General features: G+C 60.7%; 18 protein-coding genes and 1 other RNA gene. 9 read left to right on the forward strand and 10 right to left on the reverse strand.

Features of this window, described 5'->3' with window-relative positions:
* Nucleotides 1-156: 156 nt before the first annotated feature.
* The 4 genes from SH664x_RS01690 to rnpB all read left to right on the forward strand — a co-directional run bounded on the left by SH664x_RS01690 (nucleotide 157) and on the right by rnpB (nucleotide 3,718).
* Nucleotides 157-966, forward strand: coding sequence for a serine/threonine-protein kinase (locus SH664x_RS01690; RefSeq protein ID WP_437204477.1), 810 nt, complete (start codon nucleotides 157-159; stop codon nucleotides 964-966).
* Nucleotides 935-1,954 carry a PP2C family protein-serine/threonine phosphatase gene (locus tag SH664x_RS01695; protein WP_437204479.1) on the forward strand — a complete coding sequence of 340 codons (1,020 nt, stop codon included), beginning with the start codon at nucleotides 935-937 and terminating at the stop codon, nucleotides 1,952-1,954. Before SH664x_RS01690 ends, SH664x_RS01695 begins: the two co-directional genes overlap by 32 nt.
* 143 nt (nucleotides 1,955-2,097) lie before the next feature.
* A complete protein-coding gene (locus SH664x_RS01700) occupies nucleotides 2,098-3,219 on the forward strand; it encodes a citrate/2-methylcitrate synthase (RefSeq protein ID WP_437204480.1) in 1,122 nt (373 codons plus the stop codon).
* Between the two features lie 116 nt (nucleotides 3,220-3,335).
* An RNA gene (rnpB, locus tag SH664x_RS01705) (RNase P RNA component class A) lies at nucleotides 3,336-3,718 on the forward strand.
* 44 nt (nucleotides 3,719-3,762) lie between these two features.
* Here rnpB and murD read toward each other — a convergent pair.
* The gene (murD, locus tag SH664x_RS01710) at nucleotides 3,763-5,187 is read right to left on the reverse strand and encodes a UDP-N-acetylmuramoyl-L-alanine--D-glutamate ligase (protein WP_437204482.1); all 1,425 of its coding nucleotides are present in this window, start codon (nucleotides 5,185-5,187) and stop codon (nucleotides 3,763-3,765) included.
* Between the two features lie 45 nt (nucleotides 5,188-5,232).
* A complete protein-coding gene (locus SH664x_RS01715) occupies nucleotides 5,233-6,282 on the reverse strand; it encodes a Gfo/Idh/MocA family protein (protein WP_437204484.1) in 1,050 nt (349 codons plus the stop codon).
* Between the two features lie 470 nt (nucleotides 6,283-6,752).
* On the opposite strand from SH664x_RS01715, the gene metK reads away from it, so the two are divergent.
* Both metK and SH664x_RS01725 read left to right on the forward strand, forming a co-directional pair.
* Complete coding sequence (gene metK, locus SH664x_RS01720) at nucleotides 6,753-7,895, forward strand: methionine adenosyltransferase (RefSeq protein ID WP_437204486.1); 1,143 nt, start codon at nucleotides 6,753-6,755, stop codon at nucleotides 7,893-7,895.
* A gap of 96 nt (nucleotides 7,896-7,991) precedes the next feature.
* Nucleotides 7,992-8,903: a TIM barrel protein gene (locus SH664x_RS01725; RefSeq protein WP_437204487.1), complete on the forward strand. Its 912-nt coding sequence runs from the start codon at nucleotides 7,992-7,994 to the stop codon at nucleotides 8,901-8,903.
* 52 nt (nucleotides 8,904-8,955) lie between these two features.
* On the opposite strand, the gene SH664x_RS01730 is transcribed toward SH664x_RS01725, so the two are convergent.
* The 4 genes from SH664x_RS01730 to truA all read right to left on the reverse strand — a co-directional run bounded on the left by SH664x_RS01730 (nucleotide 8,956) and on the right by truA (nucleotide 15,694).
* Nucleotides 8,956-11,406: a heavy metal translocating P-type ATPase gene (locus tag SH664x_RS01730; RefSeq protein ID WP_437204489.1), complete on the reverse strand. Its 2,451-nt coding sequence runs from the start codon at nucleotides 11,404-11,406 to the stop codon at nucleotides 8,956-8,958.
* Between the two features lie 171 nt (nucleotides 11,407-11,577).
* Nucleotides 11,578-12,858: a MotA/TolQ/ExbB proton channel family protein gene (locus SH664x_RS01735; protein ID WP_437204491.1), complete on the reverse strand. Its 1,281-nt coding sequence runs from the start codon at nucleotides 12,856-12,858 to the stop codon at nucleotides 11,578-11,580.
* Between the two features lie 289 nt (nucleotides 12,859-13,147).
* On the reverse strand, nucleotides 13,148-14,734 hold the full coding sequence (locus tag SH664x_RS01740; RefSeq protein WP_437204493.1) for an arylsulfatase: 1,587 nt from the start codon (nucleotides 14,732-14,734) through the stop codon (nucleotides 13,148-13,150).
* A gap of 30 nt (nucleotides 14,735-14,764) precedes the next feature.
* Nucleotides 14,765-15,694 carry a tRNA pseudouridine(38-40) synthase TruA gene (truA, locus tag SH664x_RS01745; protein ID WP_437204495.1) on the reverse strand — a complete coding sequence of 310 codons (930 nt, stop codon included), beginning with the start codon at nucleotides 15,692-15,694 and terminating at the stop codon, nucleotides 14,765-14,767.
* A 113-nt stretch (nucleotides 15,695-15,807) separates the two neighbouring features.
* Between truA and SH664x_RS01750 the strand changes: the two genes are divergently transcribed.
* From SH664x_RS01750 to SH664x_RS01760, 3 genes are all read left to right on the forward strand, one after another.
* Nucleotides 15,808-16,545 (forward strand): SDR family NAD(P)-dependent oxidoreductase, encoded by a 738-nt coding sequence (locus SH664x_RS01750; RefSeq protein ID WP_437204496.1) that lies wholly within the window; start codon nucleotides 15,808-15,810, stop codon nucleotides 16,543-16,545.
* 303 nt (nucleotides 16,546-16,848) lie between these two features.
* Nucleotides 16,849-17,376, forward strand: a complete 528-nt coding sequence (locus tag SH664x_RS01755; RefSeq protein ID WP_437204497.1) for a hypothetical protein — start codon at nucleotides 16,849-16,851, stop codon at nucleotides 17,374-17,376.
* Between the two features lie 188 nt (nucleotides 17,377-17,564).
* Entirely contained in the window at nucleotides 17,565-17,894 is a 330-nt protein-coding gene (locus tag SH664x_RS01760) for a hypothetical protein (RefSeq protein ID WP_437204498.1), read from the forward strand.
* A gap of 181 nt (nucleotides 17,895-18,075) precedes the next feature.
* Here SH664x_RS01760 and SH664x_RS01765 read toward each other — a convergent pair whose 3' ends face one another.
* The 4 genes from SH664x_RS01765 to SH664x_RS01780 all read right to left on the reverse strand — a co-directional run bounded on the left by SH664x_RS01765 (nucleotide 18,076) and on the right by SH664x_RS01780 (nucleotide 22,229).
* On the reverse strand, nucleotides 18,076-18,657 hold the full coding sequence (locus SH664x_RS01765; protein WP_437204500.1) for a GNAT family N-acetyltransferase: 582 nt from the start codon (nucleotides 18,655-18,657) through the stop codon (nucleotides 18,076-18,078).
* A gap of 196 nt (nucleotides 18,658-18,853) precedes the next feature.
* Nucleotides 18,854-19,849: a CNNM domain-containing protein gene (locus SH664x_RS01770; RefSeq protein WP_437204502.1), complete on the reverse strand. Its 996-nt coding sequence runs from the start codon at nucleotides 19,847-19,849 to the stop codon at nucleotides 18,854-18,856.
* A gap of 101 nt (nucleotides 19,850-19,950) precedes the next feature.
* Complete coding sequence (locus SH664x_RS01775; RefSeq protein WP_437204504.1) at nucleotides 19,951-21,276, reverse strand: ATPase, T2SS/T4P/T4SS family; 1,326 nt, start codon at nucleotides 21,274-21,276, stop codon at nucleotides 19,951-19,953.
* Nucleotides 21,277-21,485: 209 nt separating this feature from the next.
* Nucleotides 21,486-22,229: a dienelactone hydrolase family protein gene (locus SH664x_RS01780; protein WP_437204506.1), complete on the reverse strand. Its 744-nt coding sequence runs from the start codon at nucleotides 22,227-22,229 to the stop codon at nucleotides 21,486-21,488.
* Between the last annotated feature and the right edge of the window lie 426 nt (nucleotides 22,230-22,655).

Consider the following 22,655-nt stretch of genomic DNA (forward strand, 5'->3'; position numbering starts at 1 on the left):
GTTGAGCGTCGGTTTTCCGGTCCTGGTCACACGGCAGACAGGCATCCCTGATGCGGAGCGCTGCGGGACAGGAGCGGGAGAGAGCGAAGTGCTCTCGGGGAAGTAGTTTTCTGTGTTTGGGGACATTCTCTCGCATCGCGGAAAAGGCAGAGATCAGTGGCGCTGAAAGCCCGTCAGAAACTCGGTAAGTACCGCATCGAAAAGCGGCTCAGCGAAGGTGGTTATGCCACCGTCTATCGGGCTTTTGACACGATCGAAGGGGTGCATGTGGCCCTGAAAATTCCCCGCGATCATACGATGACGGAAGAATCCCTGAAGAGCTTCCGTCGTGAGGTCCGTCTGGCGGCCCGGCTGGAGCATCCTAATATTCTCCCTCTGAAAGATGCGTCGGTGATCGACAATCACTTTGTCATCACATTTCCGCTGGGGGAAAAGACGCTGGCGGACCGGCTGAGCAAACGGCTGTCGGTCCGGACCGCACTGTCGTTCTCGACGCAGCTGCTCGAAGCACTCGCCTATGCCCATGAGCAGCGGATTGTCCACTGCGACGTGAAGCCCGAGAACATGGTCCTGTTCCCCGGCGAGCGGTTGCGACTGGGAGACTTCGGGATTGCCAAGTTCGCCATCAAGACCCTGCAAGGTTCCGGGACCGGAACGGTGGGCTATATGGCTCCCGAGCAGGCCATGGGAAAACCGTCGCTGCGGTCCGATGTTTTTTCTGCGGGATTGATCATGTATCGCATGTTCACGGGCGAGTGGCCCGAGTGGCCCTATGCCTGGCCGCCACCGGGAATCCGGAAGCTCCGGGCCCGGATGCACCCCGACTTCATTGCATTTTTGAAGAAATCGATCGATGCTGATCCTCGACGCAGGTTCACCAGTGGTGAACAAATGCGCAATGCGTTCCAGCGATTGAAGCCGAGAGTCCTGATCCATGCCGAAAGACGCCGCAGCCGAACTGCCTGATGCGGCACTCTCTGAGACGCAGGAGTTCGAGGTTCCCGCCGAGCTGCTCGAGCGAGGGAACGCGCTGCGGGAGCTGAACCGATTCTTCGAGCCGCTCCCCGAAGTCTCGCAGCAGACACTTGGCACCGGCACCGCTGCATGGCTGACGAGTCGCAGTCCCGGCAAGGCATCTCTTAACGAAGACGCCGTCGCCGTCCTGCCGATCAACCAGAATCGGGGGCTGTTGTTTGTCGCGGACGGGCTGGGAGGCCATCGGGGGGGGCGCGAGGCCTCGCGGCAACTGCTGCAGGCGCTGAAGAAGGCGACCCGTCGGATGGTCACCGGGCCCGTCTCCGCGCCGCTGGTGATCAGTCGGGTGGTTCCGATTCCAACCGTCACGCCCCTGCCCGCCGGCGAGGTCGACAGCCGAGCCATCATCCTCGATCAGATCGAACGGGTGAACCGCCGACTGATCCGCTCGCGGACCAGCGGCGCCTCGACGCTGGCACTGGTCGAGTTTCACGGCGCGCGCGTGCGGACGTATCACATCGGCGATTCCGAAGTGCTGATCGTCAGTCGGCAGGGGCGCGTCAAATACGCGACGGTCTCTCATTCACCGGTCGGCTATGCCTATGAAGCCGGCTTGCTGACGGAAGAGGACGCGTTGCTGCATCCAGACCGCCATCTGGTGTCGAATGTCGTCGGCAGCGAATCGATGTCGGTGCAGATCGGTCCGTGGGTGACACTCTCTCCCTGCGATACGGTGCTGCTGGGATCGGATGGTTTGTTCGACAATCTTCGTCAGGCGGAGATCATTGAATACATCCGCAAGGGGAAGCTGCCCGAGAGCGTCCGTCAGCTGGCGGAGCGGGCACGCAAACGGATGACATTCCCGGCTCCCGATCGTCCCAGCAAACCGGATGACCTGACGATCCTCGCTTATCGTCCCATGCCCGAAGCCCGCCGTTCGGCGACTGAGCGTGTTGCCAAATCGCAACCTGCCTCCTGAGTCGACGACGTCCGGCCGGAGCCCCTGACCGGGCAGCCTCTTCGGGAAACTTCCTTGGATGCTCGCGTGACACGGAGCGGTTCCCTCGGTTAGGATGCGTCTCATCGGACGGAGTCTGATGTTTCCACGGAGGGTTTCTTTCCATGTCTCAAGAGATCTACCACCCTGGGCTCAAAGGGGTGATCGCAGGTGAGACAGAAATCTGCCGCCTCGATGGGGGCATTCAATATCGGGGATTCTGTCTCCACGATCTGGCGGAAGGGGCGAACTTCCTGGAAGTTGCCCATCTTCTGCTGTTTGACGAACTTCCCAGTGAAGAGCAGTTTGCCGACTTTCTCAGCGTGATCATCGAGGAACAGCAGCTTCCTTCGGTCATCACCGAACTTTACGAGCAGATTCCGGTTCATAATCCGCCGCTGGAAGTGCTGCGGGCAGGGATCAGTCTGCTGAACCTGTATGATCCGCAGCCGCATGAAAGCCTGCTGCTGTGTGGCCATGCCCAGACCGTGCGGTTGCTGGCGCGAGTGCCGCTGCTGATCGGAGCCTGGCACCGCATTCGACAGGGACTGCCCCTGCTGTTCCCGCGCGGCGATTTGAGCTACATCGCCAACGTCTACTATGTCATCACCGGCCATACTCCCAGTTCCCTGTATGAACGGGCGCTGGACGTGGCCTTCACCGTGGCGGCCGAACACGAATTCAATCCCTCAAGCTATGTGGCGCGGATCGTCGGCTCAGTGCGGGCCAATCAGTACAGCCCCATTCTCGCAGCGCTCGATACCTTTATCGGGGCAGCTCACGGGGGAGGCGATGATCGTCCGCTCGACATCTTGCAGGAAGTCGGCTCTCCCGATGCAGCAGAAGAATGGGTGCAACGGCAACCGGTCGGTCAGCCGATTCCCGGATTCGGTCATCCGGTCTATCAGGACTATGACTCCCGGGCGGCCATTCTCGATCTGGAGTGTGAACGTCTGGCGAAAGCCTGTGGCCGCACCGATCTGGAAGAACTGGCTGACGCCATTGAGCGGGCGGTCTGGACCCAGCGCCGACTCCCTCCCAATGTGGACTGGCCACTCGCCCGGTTGTTGAGCTATCTCGAACTTGATCGCGATCTGTTCCGTCCGCTGTTCGCCGCTTCGCGAATCGTCGGCTGGAGCGCCCATGCGGTCGAGCAGGGAGAAACGAACGACGTGATTCGCCCACGGGCCCGCTATCGCGGCGCGGAAGACTGTCACTTCGAACCGCTCCGCTTTCGCGCTGACTGAGTCATCGCCGTTGCCGTCTGTTTCCTGCCGGTCGGCAATGAGAAGGTGTGGCGACGCTGATTCCTCTCCCTTTCGGGTGTTCAGTCGGTGCCCAAGCTGAAATAATGGGGCGCTTCGGAGTGGGCTGAGTGATCGCTGTCCGGTTTTCACCGGATGGAGGAAAGTCCGGGCTCCGCAGGACACGGTGGTGGATAACGTCCACCGTCCGCGAGGACAGGGAAAGTGCCACAGAAAACAAACCGCCGATGGCCGGACTGCCTGCAGACCGGCACAGGTAAGGGTGAAACGGTGCGGTAAGAGCGCACCGCGGATCTGGCGACAGATCTGGCAGGGTAAACCCCACCGGGAGCAAGACCAAGCAGGGAGAACTCTCTTCGGAGAGACGGAGCGGTCCGTTCCGTTTGACTTCCGGGTCGGTCGCATCGAGGCGCTGAAGCAATTCGCGTCCCAGAGAAATGATCACTCTCGACAGAACCCGGCTTACAGGCCCACTCCGGATTTTTCATTCACCTTCGACAGACCCAGCGGTGCCCACCACTCTTGTCAGGCGGGCCGGTTCCGCAGCTGCTGCACCGCCAGTTCGAACGCGGTTCCCCGCTGTTCATAGTTCATGAACGGGGCCGGGCTCGCGCAGCCGGGCGACAACAGTACCACATCCCCCGGAGTCGACAGCTCCCACGCCTGCTCAACGGCCGCCTCCAATGTCGCGGCGCTGCGGATTGTCAGCGCAGGGTGCCGACGGCACAACTTCTCCAGCGCCGGTGCCGTCTCCCCCATCAACACGACCGACTTGGCTCTCTTCGCGATCTCTGCTGCAAACAGGCCGAGGTCGACCCCTTTATCTTTTCCTCCTGCCAGCAGCACGACAGGTTCCTCAAAGGCCTGGAGCGCGGCGATGGCGGACTCGGGAGTCGTCGCTTTGGAATCGTTGACGAATTGCCGTCCCTGTACCGTGGCGATGGTTGTCAGACGATGCGGGAGCTGCGTGAAATCATTCAGACCCGCGAGCCCCGACGAAACGATTTGTTTCGCCTGCCTCTGCACAAGTTCATACACGCCCATGCCTGCTGCCAGTGCGGCCGCGACGTTCATCAGCTGGTAAGGGGCCCGCAGCACCGGAGGAAATTGCTCCCGGGGAATCCACAGCTCATCGGTGGCTGTGCTGCGAAGGGTCAGTCCATCGTCCCGAACGGTCACGCCGGGTAAGGTCGATGGAGCCGTGCGGCCGAACCACATCATACGCGCGGCCGTCGGCCAGTGGCGGACGTCGGGATCGTCGGCATTGAGGACCGCAACGTCGTTCGGGATCTGCCAGCGGCAGATCGTTTGTTTGGCCTGGCGATAGTCGCCGAGCGAACCGTGCCAGTCGAGGTGGTTGGGGTACAGATTGGTCACCAGCGAAAGTTTCGGCCGGGGCTGTAGCTCCTGCAGCGATGCGAGTTGAAAGCTGCTGAGTTCCAGGACAATCCACTCCGTCGGGTGAATTTCGACGACCTCCGGCAGCAGACTGATGCCAATGTTCCCCCCGAGTCGCCCCGGGAGTCCGGCTGCGCGCAGGACGTGAGCGAGCAGTGTGGATGTGGTCGATTTGCCGACCGTGCCGGTCACCGCTGCGATGGGGGCGGGACACCGTTCCCAGAACAACCTGATTTCGCTGGTGAGGGGGACGCCTGCTGTGCGCGCCAGCTCCAGAAATCGATTCCCTGCCGGTCGAACCGCCGGGTTGACGACGAGCAGATCGGTTTCGGTGAAGTCCTGTTCGCGATGCTCACCCAGCACCAGCTGGTGCAGTGCGGAGCGGTCCAACCGACTGAGGGGTTCGTTCAGATCGGCTGCGGGACGCTGATCGGTGAGGGTGACGAGCGCCCCTTGCTGCAAGAGATACTGCACGACACCGAGTCCGCCGCCGAACTGTCCCAGTCCCATCACGGTGACACGTTGACCGGACAGGTCGTGGCTGGCTGGCATCGGGGACTCGTGCAAGGACCTGTTTCGCGTCAGGCGGCAGGGAGACTACTCCAGCGGCAGCGACACCGGTCCGTTTTCTTTTGCGCTCAGATGAACGGCTTCGAGGAACTCCATGTATTTCACACCGGTCTCGAAGGTGGTGAGTGTGACCGGCCGCTCGCCACGGATAGCGGCGATGAAATCTTCTTCGACCTGCCAGCGTCCCTTGTCGTCCGCGGGGAGTTCGAGACGTTTCAGTTCTTTGTCTTCGGCCCGACCGTACGTGACGATCTCTTCGCCGTTCACAAAGTGAATCTTGATCGTCCCCCGGCTGCCGTACAGGTGGAGCTGCAGGCCGGGACCAAAGAGAATGACACCGCTGATGTGATAAATCGCCCGGCCGCCGTTTTCGAGTTCGGCCAGGATTTGCACGCTGTCGGGAACTGCGGTGCTGACAAAACGGCTTTCACCGGGAAGTGGTCGGGTCGGCTCAAAGATTTCGGTCTGGGCGAAAACCTGAACGGGTGCCGGTGCCCAACGCATGAGCGTTTCCTGCAGGATGCCGAGCCGCAGGATATTATTCCCCGAGATCTCGATGTCCTGCCGCCAGTGCAGCGGCTGGCTGTAATCCCAGAACATGTCATCGGCTCCGAGCACAACCACCTCCCGCAGATCGCCGAGGAAGTAGCTGCGGACCAGATGATCGACAGCCGGTCCGCATTCGAGTCCGTACGGGCTGGGGACGAGCTGTGTTACCAGTTTGGGATGGGCCTTGGCGGCGGCCAGCATGGTGCGGGCCTCTGCCAGATTGCGAGACATCCGTGATTCGCAGAGCACATGTTTTCCTGCTGCCAAGGCGGCACAGGTGATTTCGCAGTGCAGGTTGGGGCCGGTGCCGATGACGATGGCATCGATCTCCGGGTCGGCGACAAGGTCCTGCCACTTCGCATAGGTGCGGGGGATTCCCTGTTCTTTGGCCACGGTCTGTGTCGATTGCTCGGAGCTGTTCACCACCCCGACGATATCGACCCCCGCGATTCGACGTAATCCGGGGATATGCCGGAATTTGGCAATCGCTCCGGCTCCGATGATTCCAACACGAATAGCTTGCGACATCTCAAATCTCGTCAATGGGAGCGACTGGAACTGGGAGAGCGGCTACCCTCCAAGTCTTTCCGGCAACCCGTTCTCCTTCCAGAAGATACGGAGAGGGGCAGGCCTGCTGTTGAGGAAGGGGCTCTCTGCGACGGATCGTACTGAATCGCCAAGTTTTCAGCGAGTCGGCAGAGGAGGACGTGGGGGGAACTTGAGTTCGATTTGCCACATCGATGGTCGGTCGCGTTGATTGGGGGGCAGAACTTCGAACAACCGGGCCAGCTTGACGGATCAGCAGGTGTTGCTTTGTTTTTCCTGAGCAGAGGGCGGTTTTTTCCGCCGGAAAGGGGCGGGATGAAGGTAGTTTTCCCTCGGATCTGAAATTAAAATCCCCGCCTGAGCATGGGGGTTCATCGCGACCTGTCACTTCAAGTTTGCCGGCTGCAGCGCGTCCAGTGGCGTCCCTGTCCGGCTCATTCCCCGAGGAATCAATGTCACGGTCTTTTATCTTTACGAGTGAATCTGTCAGCAGCGGCCATCCGGACAAGGTGTCCGATCAGGTTTCCGATGCAGTGCTCGATGCACTGCTCGCACAGGACCCCATGTCCCGCTGTGCCTGCGAAACACTGTGCACCACCGACTTCGTGACCCTCGCCGGAGAAATCACTTCGAAGGCGAACGTCGATTACGAAAAGATCGCCCGCCAAGCCATTCGTGAGATCGGTTATGTCAGCGACGACATCGGCTTCAACGCCGACACCTGTGAAGTGCTGATCAAGCTGCACCAGCAGAGCCCGGACATCGCGATGGGTGTCGATGCCGACGGCGCGGGTGACCAGGGTCTGATGTTCGGATACGCCTGTAACCAGACTCCGGAACTGATGCCGCTGCCGATCGCACTGTCGCACCGGATTCTCAACTACCTGACCAAGCTGCGTGACAGCAAGGATGTGGATTGGCTGCGGCCCGACAGCAAGAGCCAGGTGTCGGTGAAGTATGTCGACGGCAAGCCGACCGAGATCACCGCGGTTGTGCTCTCGACACAGCACCACGAAAAGGTGAATCAGCAGGAAATTCGTGACTATGTGCTCAACAAGGTGCTGCCGGAGACGGTTCCGGCCGAACTGCTGACCAAGGCAACCCAGTACCATGTGAACCCGACCGGCAAGTTCGTGGTCGGTGGTCCTCACGGTGACACCGGTCTGACCGGTCGCAAGATCATTGTCGATACCTACGGCGGTTGGGGCCGTCACGGCGGTGGGGCGTTCAGCGGTAAGGATGCGACCAAGGTCGACCGCTCGGCGGCTTACGTCGCCCGCTATGTGGCGAAGAACGTCGTCGCTGCCGGACTGGCCGACGCCTGCGAAGTGCAGCTGGCTTACGCGATCGGCGTGGCTGAACCGGTGAGCATTCACATCGAAACCAACGGCACCGCCAAGGTTCCGGAATCGAAGATCGAAGCGGCTGTCCGGGAAGTCTTCCCGCTGACTCCGAAGGGAATCATCGAGCATCTGCAGCTCCGTCGGCCGATCTTCAAGAAGACCGCGAGCGGCGGACACTTCGGACGCAACGAGCCCGAGTTCAGCTGGGAAAAGACCGACAAGGTCGAGGCCCTGAAGAGCGCCATCAAGTAATTGCACGACCTCAGTTGATAAATTGAGAGAGAAGCCGCACACTAAATATAATTGTGCGGCTTTTTTATTTGTCTTTCGGATTCAGGGGGTCAGCCGATGTTCCAGCCTTCGCGTCGTCAATTTCTGAAGTCCTCGGCAGCACTGACCGCAGCTGTTGCGTTCTCTGCGCCGACCACTCTGCTGGCCGCAGGGCCGGCTGCTTCCGCACACTCCAACAAGGGGAAGATCTTCAAGTCCAATAAGGGGGGGAAGATCGGCAAGACCCGCGCGGAGATGGTGAAAAAGCTGCGTGAACACAAGGAGCTGGGCTTCGACGGCCTGGAAGGAGAAAGCCCGGGCATCGACATGGCGGAACTGGTCGAGGCCATCAAAGAGGCGGAATTTCCAGTCCACGGCCTGGTCGACAGTGTGCATTGGACACAGCGGGTGTCGGACCCCGATCCGAAGGTGCGTGAAATCGGTCGCGCTGCACTGGAGCAGGCATTGCTCGATGCGAAACAGGTCGGTGCGACATCCGTCCTGCTGGTCCCCGGCAAAGTGACCGGTCCGGAAGAAACCCACGATGACGTCTGGAAGCGTTCGATCGTCGAAATCCGGAAGGTGCTCCCGGTCGCTGAGCAGCAGCAGATCAAGATCCTCATTGAGAATGTCTGGAACGGCTTCTGCGAAACGCCGGAGCAATACCGCGACTACATTGATGAGATCAATCATCCGCTGGTCGGTGCCTACTTCGATATCGGCAACGTGCGTCGGTTCGGCAAGCCCGAAGAGTGGATCGTGATCCTCGGCCCGCGCATCGGCAAGCTGGACGTCAAGGACTGGAGCCGCAAGCAGTATGAAAGTGGCAAGTCCGGATTCTGCCGACTCGGTGAAGGGGATGTCGACTGGCCGGCCGTGCGAGCGGCACTGAAACAGATCGGCTATACCGGCTGGGCCACACGTGAAGGTCGGGAAGACAAGTCGCTGGCCGACACCGCCGAGCTGATGAACCAGCTGCTCGATCTGTAAGGGGAACCGTCCGGCCGCTGGTGCAATCTCAGGAGAACCGCCATCCGATCTGTCACAGCTTGAGATTGCGCAGCCGGAGGGCGTTGAAGACTACGGACACTGAGCTGAGGCTCATGGCAGCGGCCGCCAGCATCGGGTTCAGCAGCCAGCCGAGCAGCGGATACAGCACACCCGCTGCCACGGGAACGCCGACGCTGTTGTAGACGAAGGCAAAGAACAGGTTCTGCCGGATGTTGCGCAGCGTGGCCCGGCTGAGTCGCACCGAGCGCTCCACCCCTTTCAGATCGCCGTGCAACAGCACGACATCGGCGCTTTCGATGGCGATCTCGGTCCCCGTTCCCATCGCGATGCCGACATCCGCAGCTGCCAGCGCGGGGGCATCATTGACGCCGTCCCCCGCCATCGCCACCTTTCTTCCGAGCTGACGGAAGCGGTCGACCTCCTGCTGCTTCTCTGCAGGCGTCACCCCCGCTTTAACGGATTCGATCCCCAGTTCACGGGCAATCGCCTGAGCGGTCACTTCGCTGTCCCCCGTCAGCATGACCAGTTCCAGTCCCAGTTGCTTCAGTGACTCGACAGTCTCTTTCGCCCGGGGGCGAAGCCGATCACTGATGCCGATGAGCGCTGCCGGTCGGTCATTCACGCTCACGGCCAGCACCGTGCAGCCTGCCTGCTGGAGCTGCTGTGATTCCTGAACGGTTGCAGCATTCAATTCCCCCGCGATGAAACCAGGCTTCCCGACGGCGATTCGTTCGTTGAAGACCGTCCCCCGGACACCTTGACCCGTCAACGATTCAAAGCCCTCCACGTCCGGAAACGAAATGTTCCGCTCGCGGGCTCCCTGCACGATCGCCGTGGCGAGCGGATGTTCGCTGTGCTGTTCGAGTGCTCCGGCCCGCTGCAGAATGGCGGTTTCGTCCCATTCGCCCAGCGGCACGATGCGCGTGAGGGCCGGCTTCCCCTCGGTCAGGGTGCCGGTCTTGTCGACCACCAGCAAATCGACCGCAGCGAGCCGTTCGAGCGCTTCCGCATTCTTGATCAGCACGCCCGCACCAGCCCCCCGGCCGATGCCGACCATAATCGACATCGGAGTCGCCAGTCCAAGAGCACAGGGGCAGGCAATAATCAGCACGGCGACCGAGTTCACAAAGGCATACGCCAGTCGTGAATCTGCCGGACCCCAGAGAGCCCAGGCGATGAACGTCAGCACCGCACAGAACAGCACCGCGGGAACAAACCAGCCGGAGACCAGATCGGCAATCCGCTGAATCGGGGCGCGGCTCCGCTGGGCTTCGCCGACCAGTTGGGCCATTCTCGCAAGCGTCGTTTCTTCACCCACCTGTGTCGCTTCGAAGTCGAAGGCTCCCGTCTGGTTGACGGTGCCGGCGATGACCGAATCTCCGGGCCGCTTGTCGACCGGGACTGATTCACCCGTCAACATCGATTCATCGAGACTGCTTTCTCCTCGAACGATCACGCCATCGACCGGCACGCGGGCTCCCGGAACGACCCGCAGCACATTGCCGACCTGCACCTGCTCCGCCGGAATCTCTTCCACACCCTCTGGCGTCACCAATCGAGCCAGCGTCGGCGCCAGCGATAACAGTTTTTCAATTGCTCCGCCGGTCTGCTGCCGCGCACGGGCCTCCAGATACTGCCCGACCAGCACGAGCAGGGTGATCATCGCCGCCGCCTCGAAGTAAAGCGGCAACTGTCCGTGCGCATGGAACGAATGCGGGATCGCTCCAGGAAACAGCAGCACCGCGACGCTGAAGAGGTAGGCCGCCGCTGTCCCCAGACTAATGAGGGTGAACATATTGAACTGCAACGTGCGCAGCGACCTCGCCCCGCGGACGAAGAAGGACCAGCCCCCCCAGAGAACCGCCGGAGTGGCCAACAGCAGCTGCAGCCAGCCCGAGAGTGTGGGAGAGATCCAGCGCTCCAACGGCAGGCCAATCATCGGGCCCATTGCCAGCAGGAAAACGGGGACCGTGCAGAGGAAGGTTCCCCATAGCCGTAGCCGCAGCGCGGCGAGTTCATGATCCTCAGCGGGCGGACCGCTCCGAGCGCGTGGTTCGAGGTCCATGCCGCAAAGAGGACAGGCCCCCGGATGGTCCTGTTCGATCTCAGGGTGCATGGGACAGGTGTAAACCGTCTGTCGTGCGGGTCGCGCTGGATTGCGTTCCAGCGGCATGCCGCAACGGGGACAGTCGGCCGGATGGTCGCTGCCGACTTCCGGACACATCGGGCAGATGTAAGCGGCTTTCGAAGTGGTCGAAGCAGCAGCGGGAGAGTGACCGGCGTGACCGTGACAACAGCTCGATTGGGGCGCACTTCCCAGCTGCACGAGGCCGGGATCATGCGCAGGGGAGTTGGAAACTCCTGTCAGGAACTTCTGGCGGCACCCCTCACTGCAGAAGTACGCTTTAACGCCGTCACGCACCGCGGAACGGGCGGTGTCGGTGTCGACGGTCATACCGCAAATCGGATCAATGGCTTTCATCGGCCGTCCACGTCTGGATCAGGAGTTTCCTCCCTATCATACGCGGACGGTTCAGCCGAGAGCCGGTTGTCGGCCTGATTCTCACATGTCGGATCTGTCATTCCCTGCAGGACACTTTACAAGTGGCTTTGTGCAGGGAACGAGCTGTCGGAACGTCGCCGGTTGGCCGGGTCAGGCAGCTGCCGAGCCCCGATTGCCGGTCGGCAACTGGTGACGGGCAGTCAGCAGGTGGATGGCGGCTGTCAGGCCGTGCAGGGCATCGTCGAATTTCTGCGTTTCGTGAATGACCCGCAGGTTCGAAGTGAGTGTCGACTGGAGTTCGCGGAGCTGGCCTTCGCCCCGGGCGATACTGTTGAGGCTGTGCAGCAGTTCGCTGAAGTCGTCCCGGAGGGCAATCGCCTTTCCGAGTGTCGACTGGACGTGGTCGAGAAACTTCGCGTGTCGGCCGTCGGTGAGGCTGAGAATCTGGTTGAGACGTTCTTCCCGGGCCACGTCAAACGCTTCATGCCGCTGGCTGAGGGAGACCAGTGCCTCGTTCCACTGTTTCAGTTCATGCTGCTGGCGGGAATCGAATCGTTCGAGGATGGACTGGACCGCCTGTCCCCAGACGTCGCTGAGGCCTTGAATCTGAGCCGAAATTGACTGCATCGCATCATCATTCGCCGACTTGAGAATCGACAGAAATGGGGTCAGGTTGGCATCTTTGGCTTCGAACCGGTGCAGCAGTTCCCGATCGACCAGCTTGTCAATCGACTGCACGATCCGGCGTTCAACACGTTCGCAGATGAACAGGGCGAACATGGTGAACATGGCAGCGGTGAGAGCGGTGGTGGTGGTATTGAACGCCTGCCCCATTTCCCCCACGACCATCGAGAGCCGGTCATCAAGCTCATCGAAGGAGATGCCGCTTAATGCGGTGCCGAAGTGGACCACGGTTCCCAGAAAGCCGAGCACGGGGGTGACGCCGATCACGAATCGCATCAGCGTATAGCTGGCGTGAGTCGTGTCTTCATCCTGTTCAGCGAGGTATTGCAGGTGTTCGCGATAGTCGCTGGCGGAGTCCTTTTCCACCACGTATTCCAGAGCACGTGTCAGTCGTTTGCCGATGCGGGAGTTCTGCTGCGCGGGGGTCCGCTGACGGATCGACTCCAGCAGTTCCCTGGCCCGGGAGACCGGTTCGCGTCCATTTCGTTGGGGCAGCCAGTCGAGCCGCAGGGCCAGCATCTCGCGGGGAAACTTCGCAAACTTCACGAGAATGTCCATCACACCCCAGATGAAGAGGCCGACGATGACATATTCGACAAAATGCTGTGTGGTGTAGCGGTGGAGAATCGTTCCCTGAAAGGCCGGCTGGTGCAGTGTGACGTAGAAAATGATCGTCAGCACAATGCTGGTCAGCAGGACCGGGTCGACGGGGCCCGTCAAACGGCTTTTGCGAGGGGAGGACGTCACGGGGAAACCTCATTGAGGGGAGTGTCGCGACTGGAGCTGGACGCAACCTGGCAGCGGGCGCACGGTGATTCTGCCCGGAACTGCCGTTGGGGGATGGCTGTATATGTCAGAATGAGACATCGACACAAGATGAGGTTGCCATACGGCGCAGTTCGAAGGACCGGAGCGGCAAAAATCCCCCATCCCCTCGGGAAACGTCGGGATCGTGTCCGTTCCGGCACCCGTCGGGTCGGTCCTTCGCGGAGCCTTCCCACGAGATCGCGCGGGGCTCCTTCGGCGTGACAGACTCTTATTGCCCATGCGGCTGCTGCAGCCGTTCCATCACCTGATCAATTGTGAAGGAGGAGGGTCGCTGCGCCGGCGGAAACTCCTGGAACGTCTGCAGGAACTTGCCGACATATTCCTGTGCGGGCATCAGCAGGTAGACGTTGCTCAGCAGCCAGTCGTAATAGGTGTTGCTGGTCACATCGGCCCGTTCATAGGGGTCCTGCCGGAGATTGAACAGCTTCGGGACCCGCAGCGGGGTGAACGGCTCCGCCCAGACCCGCAATGTTCCGGGAGCCCGCTGCTCCATGAAGACCACTTTCCAGCTGTCGTACCGGAGCGCGACCAGCTGACCATCGTCGTTGAAATAAAAGATTTCGTGACGGGGGCTGTGGGGCGACTGTCCCGTCAGGTACGGGAGCTGGTTATAGCCGTCGAGATGGACCTTGAATTTCTTGTCACCCAGGGCGAGCCCCTGCCGCAGTGTGTCTTTGATGGTGTCATCCCCGGCAGCGGCCAGAATGGTCGGGAACCAGTCGAGGCCGCTGACAATGTCATTGGAGACGCTGCCGGCTTTGATCTTTCCCGGCCAGCGAATGAGACACGGGACCCGAAACGCTCCTTCCCAGTTGGTGTTCTTCTCGGAACGGAACGGGGTGGTGGCTCCATCCGGCCAGGTGTTGGCGTGTGGGCCGTTGTCGGTGGTGTAAAGCACAATTGTGTTGTCGGCGATGCCGAGCTGATCGAGCTTGTCGAGCAACTGGCCGACATGCCCATCATGTTCGATCATTCCCTGCTGGTATTCGCTGCGCGAGTTGATTCCCGGCGGGCTGAGATGTTCTTTCTTGACGTGTGTGCGAAAGTGCATGCGGGTGGCGTTCCACCAGCAGAAGAAAGGTTGTTTGGCTGCGGCCTTCCGATCGAGATAGTCCAGCGCGGCGGTCGTTTCGTCGTCGATCACTTCCATCCGCTCGCGGGTGAGCGGACCGGTATCTTCGATCGACTGGGTGCCATCGGGATTGGCTTTGCATTTCAGGACCCCCCTTGGTCCGAATCGCTTGCGGAAGGCCGAGTCCTGCGGGTAGTACTGCGCTTCGGGCTCTTCTTCCGCATTCAGGTGATAGAGATTCCCGAAGAACTCGTCGAAACCGTGCATGGTCGGCAGATATTCATCGCGGTCTCCCAGATGGTTCTTACCAAACTGCCCCGTGGCATAACCTCGCCCCTTCAGCGCCTGGGCGATTGTAATGTCGCGGGCCTGCAGACCGACGGCAGCGTGGGGCAGACCCACTTTGGAAAGGCCGGTCCGCAACGTGCATTGACCGGTGATGAACGTCGACCGACCGGCGGTGCAGCTCTGTTCCGCGTAGTAATCGGTGAACAGCATTCCCTGCCGGGCGATCCGATCGATGTGGGGTGTCTGGTAACCCATCACGCCGAAGGAATAGGCGCTGATGTTCGTCTGGCCGATGTCGTCACCGAAGAGGATGAGGAAGTTCGGTTGCTCACCCCATTGGGCTGGCTGCTGGGCCTGCAGCGAGGGAACAGGGGTGCCTGCGCAGAGTGCCGCCACCACGAAGAACCCGATGACGATACGAGACACTCGAAACATGAATCGTCTCCCGCTCGAGAGAATGCCCAGTCACGGCCGCAGATCAATGGTGCGAGCCCGCGCGGGGATCATATCAGAACTCGCTGGAGTGTGTGACCGGTGGGGCTTCTCACCTTGAGCTTGGGGGGGGGCGGGGCCGTTCGTCGCGGCAGGTTGATCGAAATGCCCGTAATTGGCGCAGACCAGGAAGAGCCCGTGCGCGGGGGCAGTTCCTCCGGCGATGGAACGGTCCTGAGCCTGCAGCACTCGTTCGATATCGGCGGCGGTCCAGGTCCCTCGGCCGACGTTCACCAGCGTGCCGGTGATGGTCCGCACCATGTTGTACAGAAAGCCGTCCGCCTCAATTTCCAGGCAGAGAAACGGTTGCTCTGCGGTCGAGTGGGCCTGCTTCGACAGGGGTTGGCCAGTAAACAGCTGCCAGGGGGCACAGGACTGAAAAGTCAGGTCGAGGACGGTGCGGACGCTGCTCGCCTTGTTGGGCCAATGAGACTCAAAGCTCCGGAAGTCATGGGTCCCCAGCAGGCAGCGTGAGGCGGCCTGCATGGCCTCGAGATTGAGAGGCTGACCGATGCGCCAGCTGTAGCGGCGGGCGAACGGATCGGCCACCAGACGATTATAGATGACGTACCGGTAGCGCTTTGACACGGCAGAAAAGGTGGCGTGAAATTCGTCAGGAACAAGATCGGATTCTAGAATGACAATGTCTTCCGGCAGCAGGGCCTGCAGTGCGGGTCGCCATTTGTGCGGAGGAATCGGAAACGGCGTGTGGAAGTTCGCGACCTGCCCGAGAGCGTGGACTCCGGCATCTGTGCGGCCGGTAGAATAGACATTGACCTTTTCGCCGGTCACCTTCAGCAGCGCTTCTTCGATCAGCCCTTGAATCGTGGGACGATTGGGCTGAATCTGCCAGCCGGAATAGTTCGTTCCATCGTAGGTCAGTCGCAGGCGGATATTCGGCATTCGATTGTGTTTGTGCTCTGATGCGGTTTCCTTCACAATACCCGCGCGGGCAGGCCGCTGAGTAACGGCAAGGATATGAGACTCTTCGCTGGAAACAACGGAGAGAGAGTAGAATGACAGAGAAACACAAGCGGATTCTGATTACTGGTGTCAGTGCGGGGATCGGACTGGGGCTCGCGCGCGAGTGCCTGGCCCAGGGATGGGAAGTGTACGGCACGGCTCGACATGCCCCCGATCTGGGGAAGAACGAGCGGTTCCACTTCGTTCCGTGTGATCTCAGCAAGGACAAGGAGATTCCCGCAGCCTTCCGCAAGTTGCTGCAGAACGTCCCTCAACTGGACCTGGCTGTGCTCAATGCCGGCGTGCTCGGGCCTTTTGGCGACCTGAGAGAGCAGTCACTCGAAGACATGCAGCGGGTGATGCAGGTGAATGTCTGGGCGAATAAAACGATTCTGGATGTCCTGTTCGATCTTCCTTTGAAGATTGAGCAGGTTGTCGGCATGTCGTCCGGAACGTCGGTGAGCGGGAATCGGGGCTGGGGGGGATACGGGATCTCCAAGGCAGCGCTCAATATGCTGCTTCTGCTGTCTTCCAAAGAACATCCGGAGACCCATTTCACCGCTCTGGCGCCGGGGCTGGTCGACACCGCGATGCAGGATCAGCTCTGTTCGGAACAGGGAGACCCCCGCTACACGGTTCTGGAACGGATCAAGGCCCGTCGGGGAACGGCTGAGATGCCCGATGCCGATGAATTCGCGCCGAGACTGCTGAAGATCATGGTGCAACTGCCTCAGTTGCTGAGGTCAGGCAGTTATCAGGATGTGCGGATGCCGCCACTCGCAGATCTGTAGGACCGCCACGTCACGCCACAGCGAAGAGCGAACGCACTGTACGCGTCGGCCCGACAGGCAGCGATCTGAGGGGGGCAGCGGGCTGGGGACAGGGGCACGGGCGAATCGCGCGAAACGATCCGGCACAAGTTGCCGGTCGGCGCGTAGAATTTCTGTCCAGGCGCACTGTCGGTGCGACGTTTGCTGAAAGTGCACTTGGCGAGAGGCAGCGCATCGGTTACCGGTCAGCCGGTTTCAAGATTGCGCTTCCATCGCGAGCCCTGTTTTCAAAACTGTGTCTCGATCGCACAAGGAGCCGTGCCGATGTCTCAGGTCCTGACCGGGAATGATCAGCTTCGCAATCTGTTCTGTGCCCTCACGGAGCAGACCTTTCAGGTCGAACTGGGTGTCGCGGACCCGCCGCTGATCGACTATCTGTCGAATCTGCTCGTGCGGTTCATCCGGGTCGATGCGATCTTCAAGCTCCGCGATATCGTCGGCCGCCGACTGGAAGAAGTGGCCGTAATGCTGATGGAAGCCGAACGCTGCGAAGACCATCCTCGACGCGAATTTCACCGGCACATCGGTGACTTCACGCTGTTCTGGACCGGCGTCTATCCCGAAGCGCTGACCCGCCTCAAAGGCTTCGACAGGAAAGACGCGATGATCGACTACCAGCAGCAGGGAAAACGCTCTTACTACATTGCCAGTACCATGGAGCATTCCCCTGCCGCTCCCGATTCCTCTGTTCTGCGGCGGCTGAGTCATGAGTTTGAACTCTGCTCCGACGGTCTCCGCAGGGTGCGTCAGGAATGGGAACGACTGCCCGCATTGGGGGCAGACCGGGCGTGAATCGTCGGCGGGCCGGCCGTGGGGGTGAGGGCCGCGACGGTTGTGGGGATTGTCTGTCCGGCGGAATCTGCCGGTTCAACGAATTCTCTCGCTCCCGGTGGAATGCTCGTGAAAGGCATCAATTTGGGCCGATAAGTCACGTCGCAGGAGACTCTGGAACAGGAGGGAGCCATCACAACGATTCGTGGTTGTTGAGGTGCTCTGTGCTGAACGGGAACTGTCCGCTCGACCTGACTGCTGAATTCCGTCTGCGGCGCTGGGCTCGCCTGCATCATGTCCCGGTCGTCGAACGGGATGGCAATTGGCATCCCGTGATTCTCAACGAGATGCTGTTGCGGGACTTCGAACTGGAAGAACTTCGCGCGCCCGAGAGTTCGGACCGGATCGTGCCGCTGGAAGACCATGCTGCCGCTGGGCAGGAATCGTCCCGTTCCATTCGCATCGATGGTGCGCAGAGGCGACCGCACAGCCACCAGCAGCCCGCTTCCCAGACGCGAAGCGAATTTTACTTTGCGTGAAGCAGTCGTTCTTTCACGGCAAACGCCGTGTTGGGGGATCGACAGCTCTCATGCTCCCGTGGGAAGTCGTCAGAGCCCGACGTGTCAGTGCGGGTTTGATTTTGACGTCTCTCACGCCGTCATCCTCAACCCGGGTGGCGTTTCTCGTTTCGACACTCTTGTCGAAATCGAGTGGGAAGCTTTACAGGTTGCCCGCCTGGACGGGGACCGGAGGCAACTCGCGATACGTGGTGCTGATCGTCTGAAAGCCGATGGATCGATACAGCTCGACCGCCGGCTTGTTTTCGGCGGTGACATCGAGATAGACCCGCCACAGGCCGTAACTGCGAAAGCCGGACAGCGCTTTCAGGACCAGCGCCCGTCCCAGACCAAAGCCCCGATGCTCGGGAATGATGCCGACATTCTGAATGGAACCAAGAGTCGTACTGTGCGTGAGCCCCTGAATTGTTCCGCAGGGAAGGTGTTCGGCGAATTCATTGGCGATGAATTCGATCAGCCATGTCGCCTGCGGCAGAAACCCGGGATGTTGAGAAATCCCGTGCATCAACTCCCGGCAACCTTCGAATGTTCCCAGCGAGGCGAACATCCGCGTATCCATCTCATGCTGGAAACTGCGACTTTTCACATCGGCGTGAGGAGAGAGGAGCAGTGGGTTCCAGGCGCGCCAGCAATAACCGGCCGGGAGTTCAGCCCGGGGGATTGTCGTCCGGCGGAAATCGATCTCCATCCGGTATCGCTTGAAATAACGGGGTAGCATCGCCATTTCACTGCTGGGGCTGGCTGGCAGTGCGCTGTCTGGCCAACCGGATTTTTCGCCTGTTTCCAGTCTAACTCACGCGGCAACGAGTTCAAATCCTTTTGAGGTTTTCCCCGCAACGAGAACCTTTCCCGGGGCGTGTGGTTTCGTGCAATGCAGACATCCTCGGGGCGAGGAGGGGACAACCAGAGATCCCAATGCTCTATGTTCCGATTGTCGAATGCGACGGGACAGGAACGGGACGATAGATCTGCTCGACCAGACCGTTTTTGGCAACGATCCCCAGCACCGCCTGTTCTTTCAGGACCAGTCCGTAAGAAGCGTCTTCCGCCTGTAACCGGTACAACGCTTCCAGCTTGCTCGTCTGGGTGTTGAACACAGGCATCGGGTAGATCCGCGGACTGGCTGCCGTCGACAGGGAGAGTTCGGCCACCAGTGCGTAACCGTACCAGGCGTTCTCTTTTCCCGCCCGGTGCACAGCGACCGCGGAGACGCCGAACTTCCGGGCGAAGTTCAGCATCTCGGTGCGGGTGGTGTTGTCGGCGATTCCAAGAATCCGGTTGGCGGGGATCATGCTGGCACTGACCAATTGCGGCGCCAGCTGCAGCAGTCCGTTGGCCAGACGGCTCTGGGTGTCGTTCAGCACACCTTCATTCGTACCGTGCAGAACCAACTGGAGAAACCGGTTTCGTCCCAGCAGCAATTCCGAAGGTCGCTGGCTTTGGCCGGACAGCTTCTCCAGCAGTCGGGTCAGCATCACCAGCGGCCAGGTGATCGGGAACAGCAGGCGATAGCACCAGCGGAACCAGGGGTACTCTCTTTTCAGCCGGGAATAGGGGGTCAGGTAATACAGGTTCTTCGGGAGCAGATCGCCGAACAGGAAGATGACCGGAGCCGCTCCCAGCGTCGCCAGCACTTCGACCGAATCACTCGACTTGCCGACGAGCTGTTCCATGCCGGAGCCGATGGCGGCGCTGCAGATGTAATGGGCGATGTTATTTCCCACGAGGCAGGTCGCCACGAAATAGCCGGGCCGCTGCGCAAACCACAGCAGCCCCTGCGCAGCCGGGTCACCCGCGCGGGAGTCGATGCTCAGACGCGGGATGCTGAGCCGGTAGAACCCTGTTTCAGAGCCACTGAGAAACGCCGACCAGCGCAGGGCGATCGCGAAGACCACCAGGGGCGTCAGCCACAGCATCCATTCCGGCACGGCGTTGCTCTCAATCGGCTGTCGTCAACGAGAGGAAAGATGCCTGTCGATTTCATAAGTCTGACAGACGTCTCGACCTCGCTCGGGAACTATCCGTGTGATTTGAAGGCCCGCTGCAGTTCTTCGAGCGACGTGAGCCCTTCGGCAGCCAGCCGGATTCCGTCGGACTGGAAGGACTGCATTTTTTCTGCGCGGGCCTGTGCCCGCAGGGCCTTGGGGTCCGCTCCGGCGAGAATGACTTTCTGCATCCCTTCGGTCATCTCGATCACTTCCATCAGGCCGGTCCGCCCCCGATAACCGGTGCCGCCGCAGGCATCGCAAATCACCGGTTCGCCCGGCTTCTTCCCCTCTTCCTCTTCATCCGGTCGGGGAGGGTGGTAGAGGACCTTCGTTTCCGGAGGAAGGCCGACTTTCGCCAACAGCTTCGGGTTCGGTCGATAGGCGCGGCGACACTTCTTGCACAGCAGCCGGACCAGCATCTGGCTCAAGGCCAGCTTCACGTTGTCGGCAATGGCCTGCGGATCTCCGGAATACTGCACGAGCCGATACAGCCCTTCCGCGGCATCGCGGGCGGTGACCTCGGCAATGACGCTGATCGACGGTGTGAACTCCAGAACGGTCTTGACGTTCTCGGGTTTGTTCAGCGGATCAACATACAGCACATCGGCATCTTCACGGACGGCCCGGCGCATGGTCTGCGCCAGGTCATCCCCTTCGTTCCATTTGAACGACGTGATGTGCGAGAGCTCACGTTCCTCCAGCTGCAGGAGCGAATAGATCGAATACAGATACGCATCGGTGGAACGGACCGTGGCAATCGTGGCGGTGGTCAAGCCGGAGTACGGGGGGCCGGCCACGATCACCAGTCCCTGCTTCCGGGAGGTGACTTCGCGGATCTTGTCGATCAGGGCATCGGGAAAGCCGAGCTCGCGCGGGCTATCGAGTTTGATCTTCGTATTCCGCGCGCGAATGAGCAGGCGTTCGACCCCTTCGACCGGCTGCGTGTTGATCCGGATCTCGTAGGGAATGTCGTCGTAGCTGGCATTGATGCCGCCGACCTGCGGCTTGTTCCGGACTTTGATATCGAGTCCTGCCAGCAGCTTCAGCACTTGTGTGATGGCCAGAGCCATCTGCGCCGGCATCCGTTCACCAGGGGAAGAGACTCCGTCAACAAACAGAGTGGCTCCCGCCACTTTGCCCTTCGTGTCGAGGCGAATCATCTCGGCCCGCCGCGCCAGCGCCTGGGAAATCAGACGCTTGGCAGGGACCAGTCCGGCCTGCACCAGTTTGGCATTGGCTCCCAGATCGGGAGTCACACCGTTCAAAGCTCCCTGAAACTGGACGAAGTCGAGTTCTTCTTCCTCGTCGTCCTGCTTTTCGACTTTCGCTGCCTTTTTGCCGAAACCGAAGATCACCGTTCCAGACTCCGCTGAGCTAAGAGGGGAGACAGGGGGCCACGAGTTTTTCTCGCCTGTCTCTGATTCGTTAATTCTGACACGCGTTCCGGCAAATGCCTAGTCTGTCTCCCGTCCCCTCGCGGCGGAGGAGACGGGACTCGGGCGAATGCCCCCCGGCGTGACCGTTCTGACCGGTGCGACCGGGCGGGCCGGGGGAGAACAGGCTCTCACTGTTTGCGTGCGAAGATCTCGGTCAGGAAGATCTTCATCTGCTCCCATGACCGGTGGTCGGCGTCCTGATTGTATTTGATATTGGGAATGTTGTGCTTGTCCGCGCCCGGGTTGGTGAATCCGTGACGCGTGCCGCCGTAGACGATCACCTGGAAATCGGCACCCGCTTTTTCCAGTCGGGCTTCGAAGGCGTCGATCCGTGCGGGGGGAATGAACTCGTCGGTGTAGCCGTGGCAGAGAAGAACGCTGGCGGCAATTTTGGTCCCCTCTTCGGGAAGGACCGGATCGCCGTGAAAGCTGACAACCCCCTTCACCGGAGCGCCTCCATACGCCAGCTGCAAGACGGTCGAGCCTCCAAAGCAATAGCCGATGGCCGCCAGCCGCTCCGGGTCCACTGTTGCATGTCCCTTCAGGACATCGAGTCCCGCCAATGCCCGGGCCCGCCATTCCTGTACGTTGTTGCGGGTCTGGGTGGCCCATTGACCGGCCTCCTGCGGATGTGTGGTCGACTTCCCGGCTCCGTACATGTCGAGGGCGAAAGCGGTGTAGCCGAGTGCTGCCAGCTGATCTGCACGGCTGCGGGCGTAATCATTCAGACCCCACCATTCGTGAACCACCAGCACGCCGGGGCGGGGGCCCTGAATCGAATCGTCCCAGGCGAGATAGCCTTTGAGCTCAGTTCCCGCATGCTGGTAGGTGACTTCCTGATGTTGAACGGCAGCACTGACAGCTGAGTTCATGGCAGCTGCTCCAAACAGAAGGCCCAGCAGAGGGAACCAGGACAATTTCATGGGATGGCTTTCTCAAGTTCAGTTCACGGGGCGTGAAGTCACCCCAACTCAGAGAGTGAGCTGCAGTGGCTGCGAAGGGTGAGGAAAGTGGTCGGCGACGGCGATAGTCTGGCGACGCAGATTCCGCTTCCTCTCCGAGCGTATCATGCGGATCGAATGCGTCAATTCGATCAGGGCGGTTGCAAAGTCGCCGCGTGGTTGCCCCGTGACAGGTCCTGATCGTGTGTCGACAGGCCCCCGCAGCCCTGATCGCGCGGGGGCTTTTCCGGTCTGGACGAGTCAGTTGCCGGCCGGGCCGGAGTCTTTTTTGGGTTTCCGAGGGAGCCCGCGCCAGTCTGATGCGATATGATGGATCGAACCCGATTTCAGGAAGTC

Origin of the sequence: Planctomicrobium aquicomposti (assembly GCF_051466325.1) — a bacterium.
Lineage (GTDB): Bacteria > Planctomycetota > Planctomycetia > Planctomycetales > Planctomycetaceae > Planctomicrobium.

Excerpts from the sequence above, each read along its gene's own strand:
- SH664x_RS01695 (WP_437204479.1), top strand. The coding sequence starts at position 935 with ATGCCGAAAGACGCCGCAGCCGAACTGCCTGATGCGGCACTCTCTGAG.
- SH664x_RS01700 (WP_437204480.1), top strand. The coding sequence starts at position 2,098 with ATGTCTCAAGAGATCTACCACCCTGGGCTCAAAGGGGTGATCGCAGGT.
- murD (WP_437204482.1), bottom strand. The coding sequence starts at position 5,187 with ATGCCAGCCAGCCACGACCTGTCCGGTCAACGTGTCACCGTGATGGGA.
- SH664x_RS01715 (WP_437204484.1), bottom strand. The coding sequence starts at position 6,282 with ATGTCGCAAGCTATTCGTGTTGGAATCATCGGAGCCGGAGCGATTGCC.
- metK (WP_437204486.1), top strand. The coding sequence starts at position 6,753 with ATGTCACGGTCTTTTATCTTTACGAGTGAATCTGTCAGCAGCGGCCAT.
- SH664x_RS01725 (WP_437204487.1), top strand. The coding sequence starts at position 7,992 with ATGTTCCAGCCTTCGCGTCGTCAATTTCTGAAGTCCTCGGCAGCACTG.
- SH664x_RS01730 (WP_437204489.1), bottom strand. The coding sequence starts at position 11,406 with ATGAAAGCCATTGATCCGATTTGCGGTATGACCGTCGACACCGACACC.
- SH664x_RS01740 (WP_437204493.1), bottom strand. The coding sequence starts at position 14,734 with ATGTTTCGAGTGTCTCGTATCGTCATCGGGTTCTTCGTGGTGGCGGCA.
- truA (WP_437204495.1), bottom strand. The coding sequence starts at position 15,694 with ATGCCGAATATCCGCCTGCGACTGACCTACGATGGAACGAACTATTCC.
- SH664x_RS01750 (WP_437204496.1), top strand. The coding sequence starts at position 15,808 with ATGACAGAGAAACACAAGCGGATTCTGATTACTGGTGTCAGTGCGGGG.
- SH664x_RS01755 (WP_437204497.1), top strand. The coding sequence starts at position 16,849 with ATGTCTCAGGTCCTGACCGGGAATGATCAGCTTCGCAATCTGTTCTGT.
- SH664x_RS01765 (WP_437204500.1), bottom strand. The coding sequence starts at position 18,657 with ATGGCGATGCTACCCCGTTATTTCAAGCGATACCGGATGGAGATCGAT.
- SH664x_RS01770 (WP_437204502.1), bottom strand. The coding sequence starts at position 19,849 with ATGCTGTGGCTGACGCCCCTGGTGGTCTTCGCGATCGCCCTGCGCTGG.
- SH664x_RS01780 (WP_437204506.1), bottom strand. The coding sequence starts at position 22,229 with ATGAACTCAGCTGTCAGTGCTGCCGTTCAACATCAGGAAGTCACCTAC.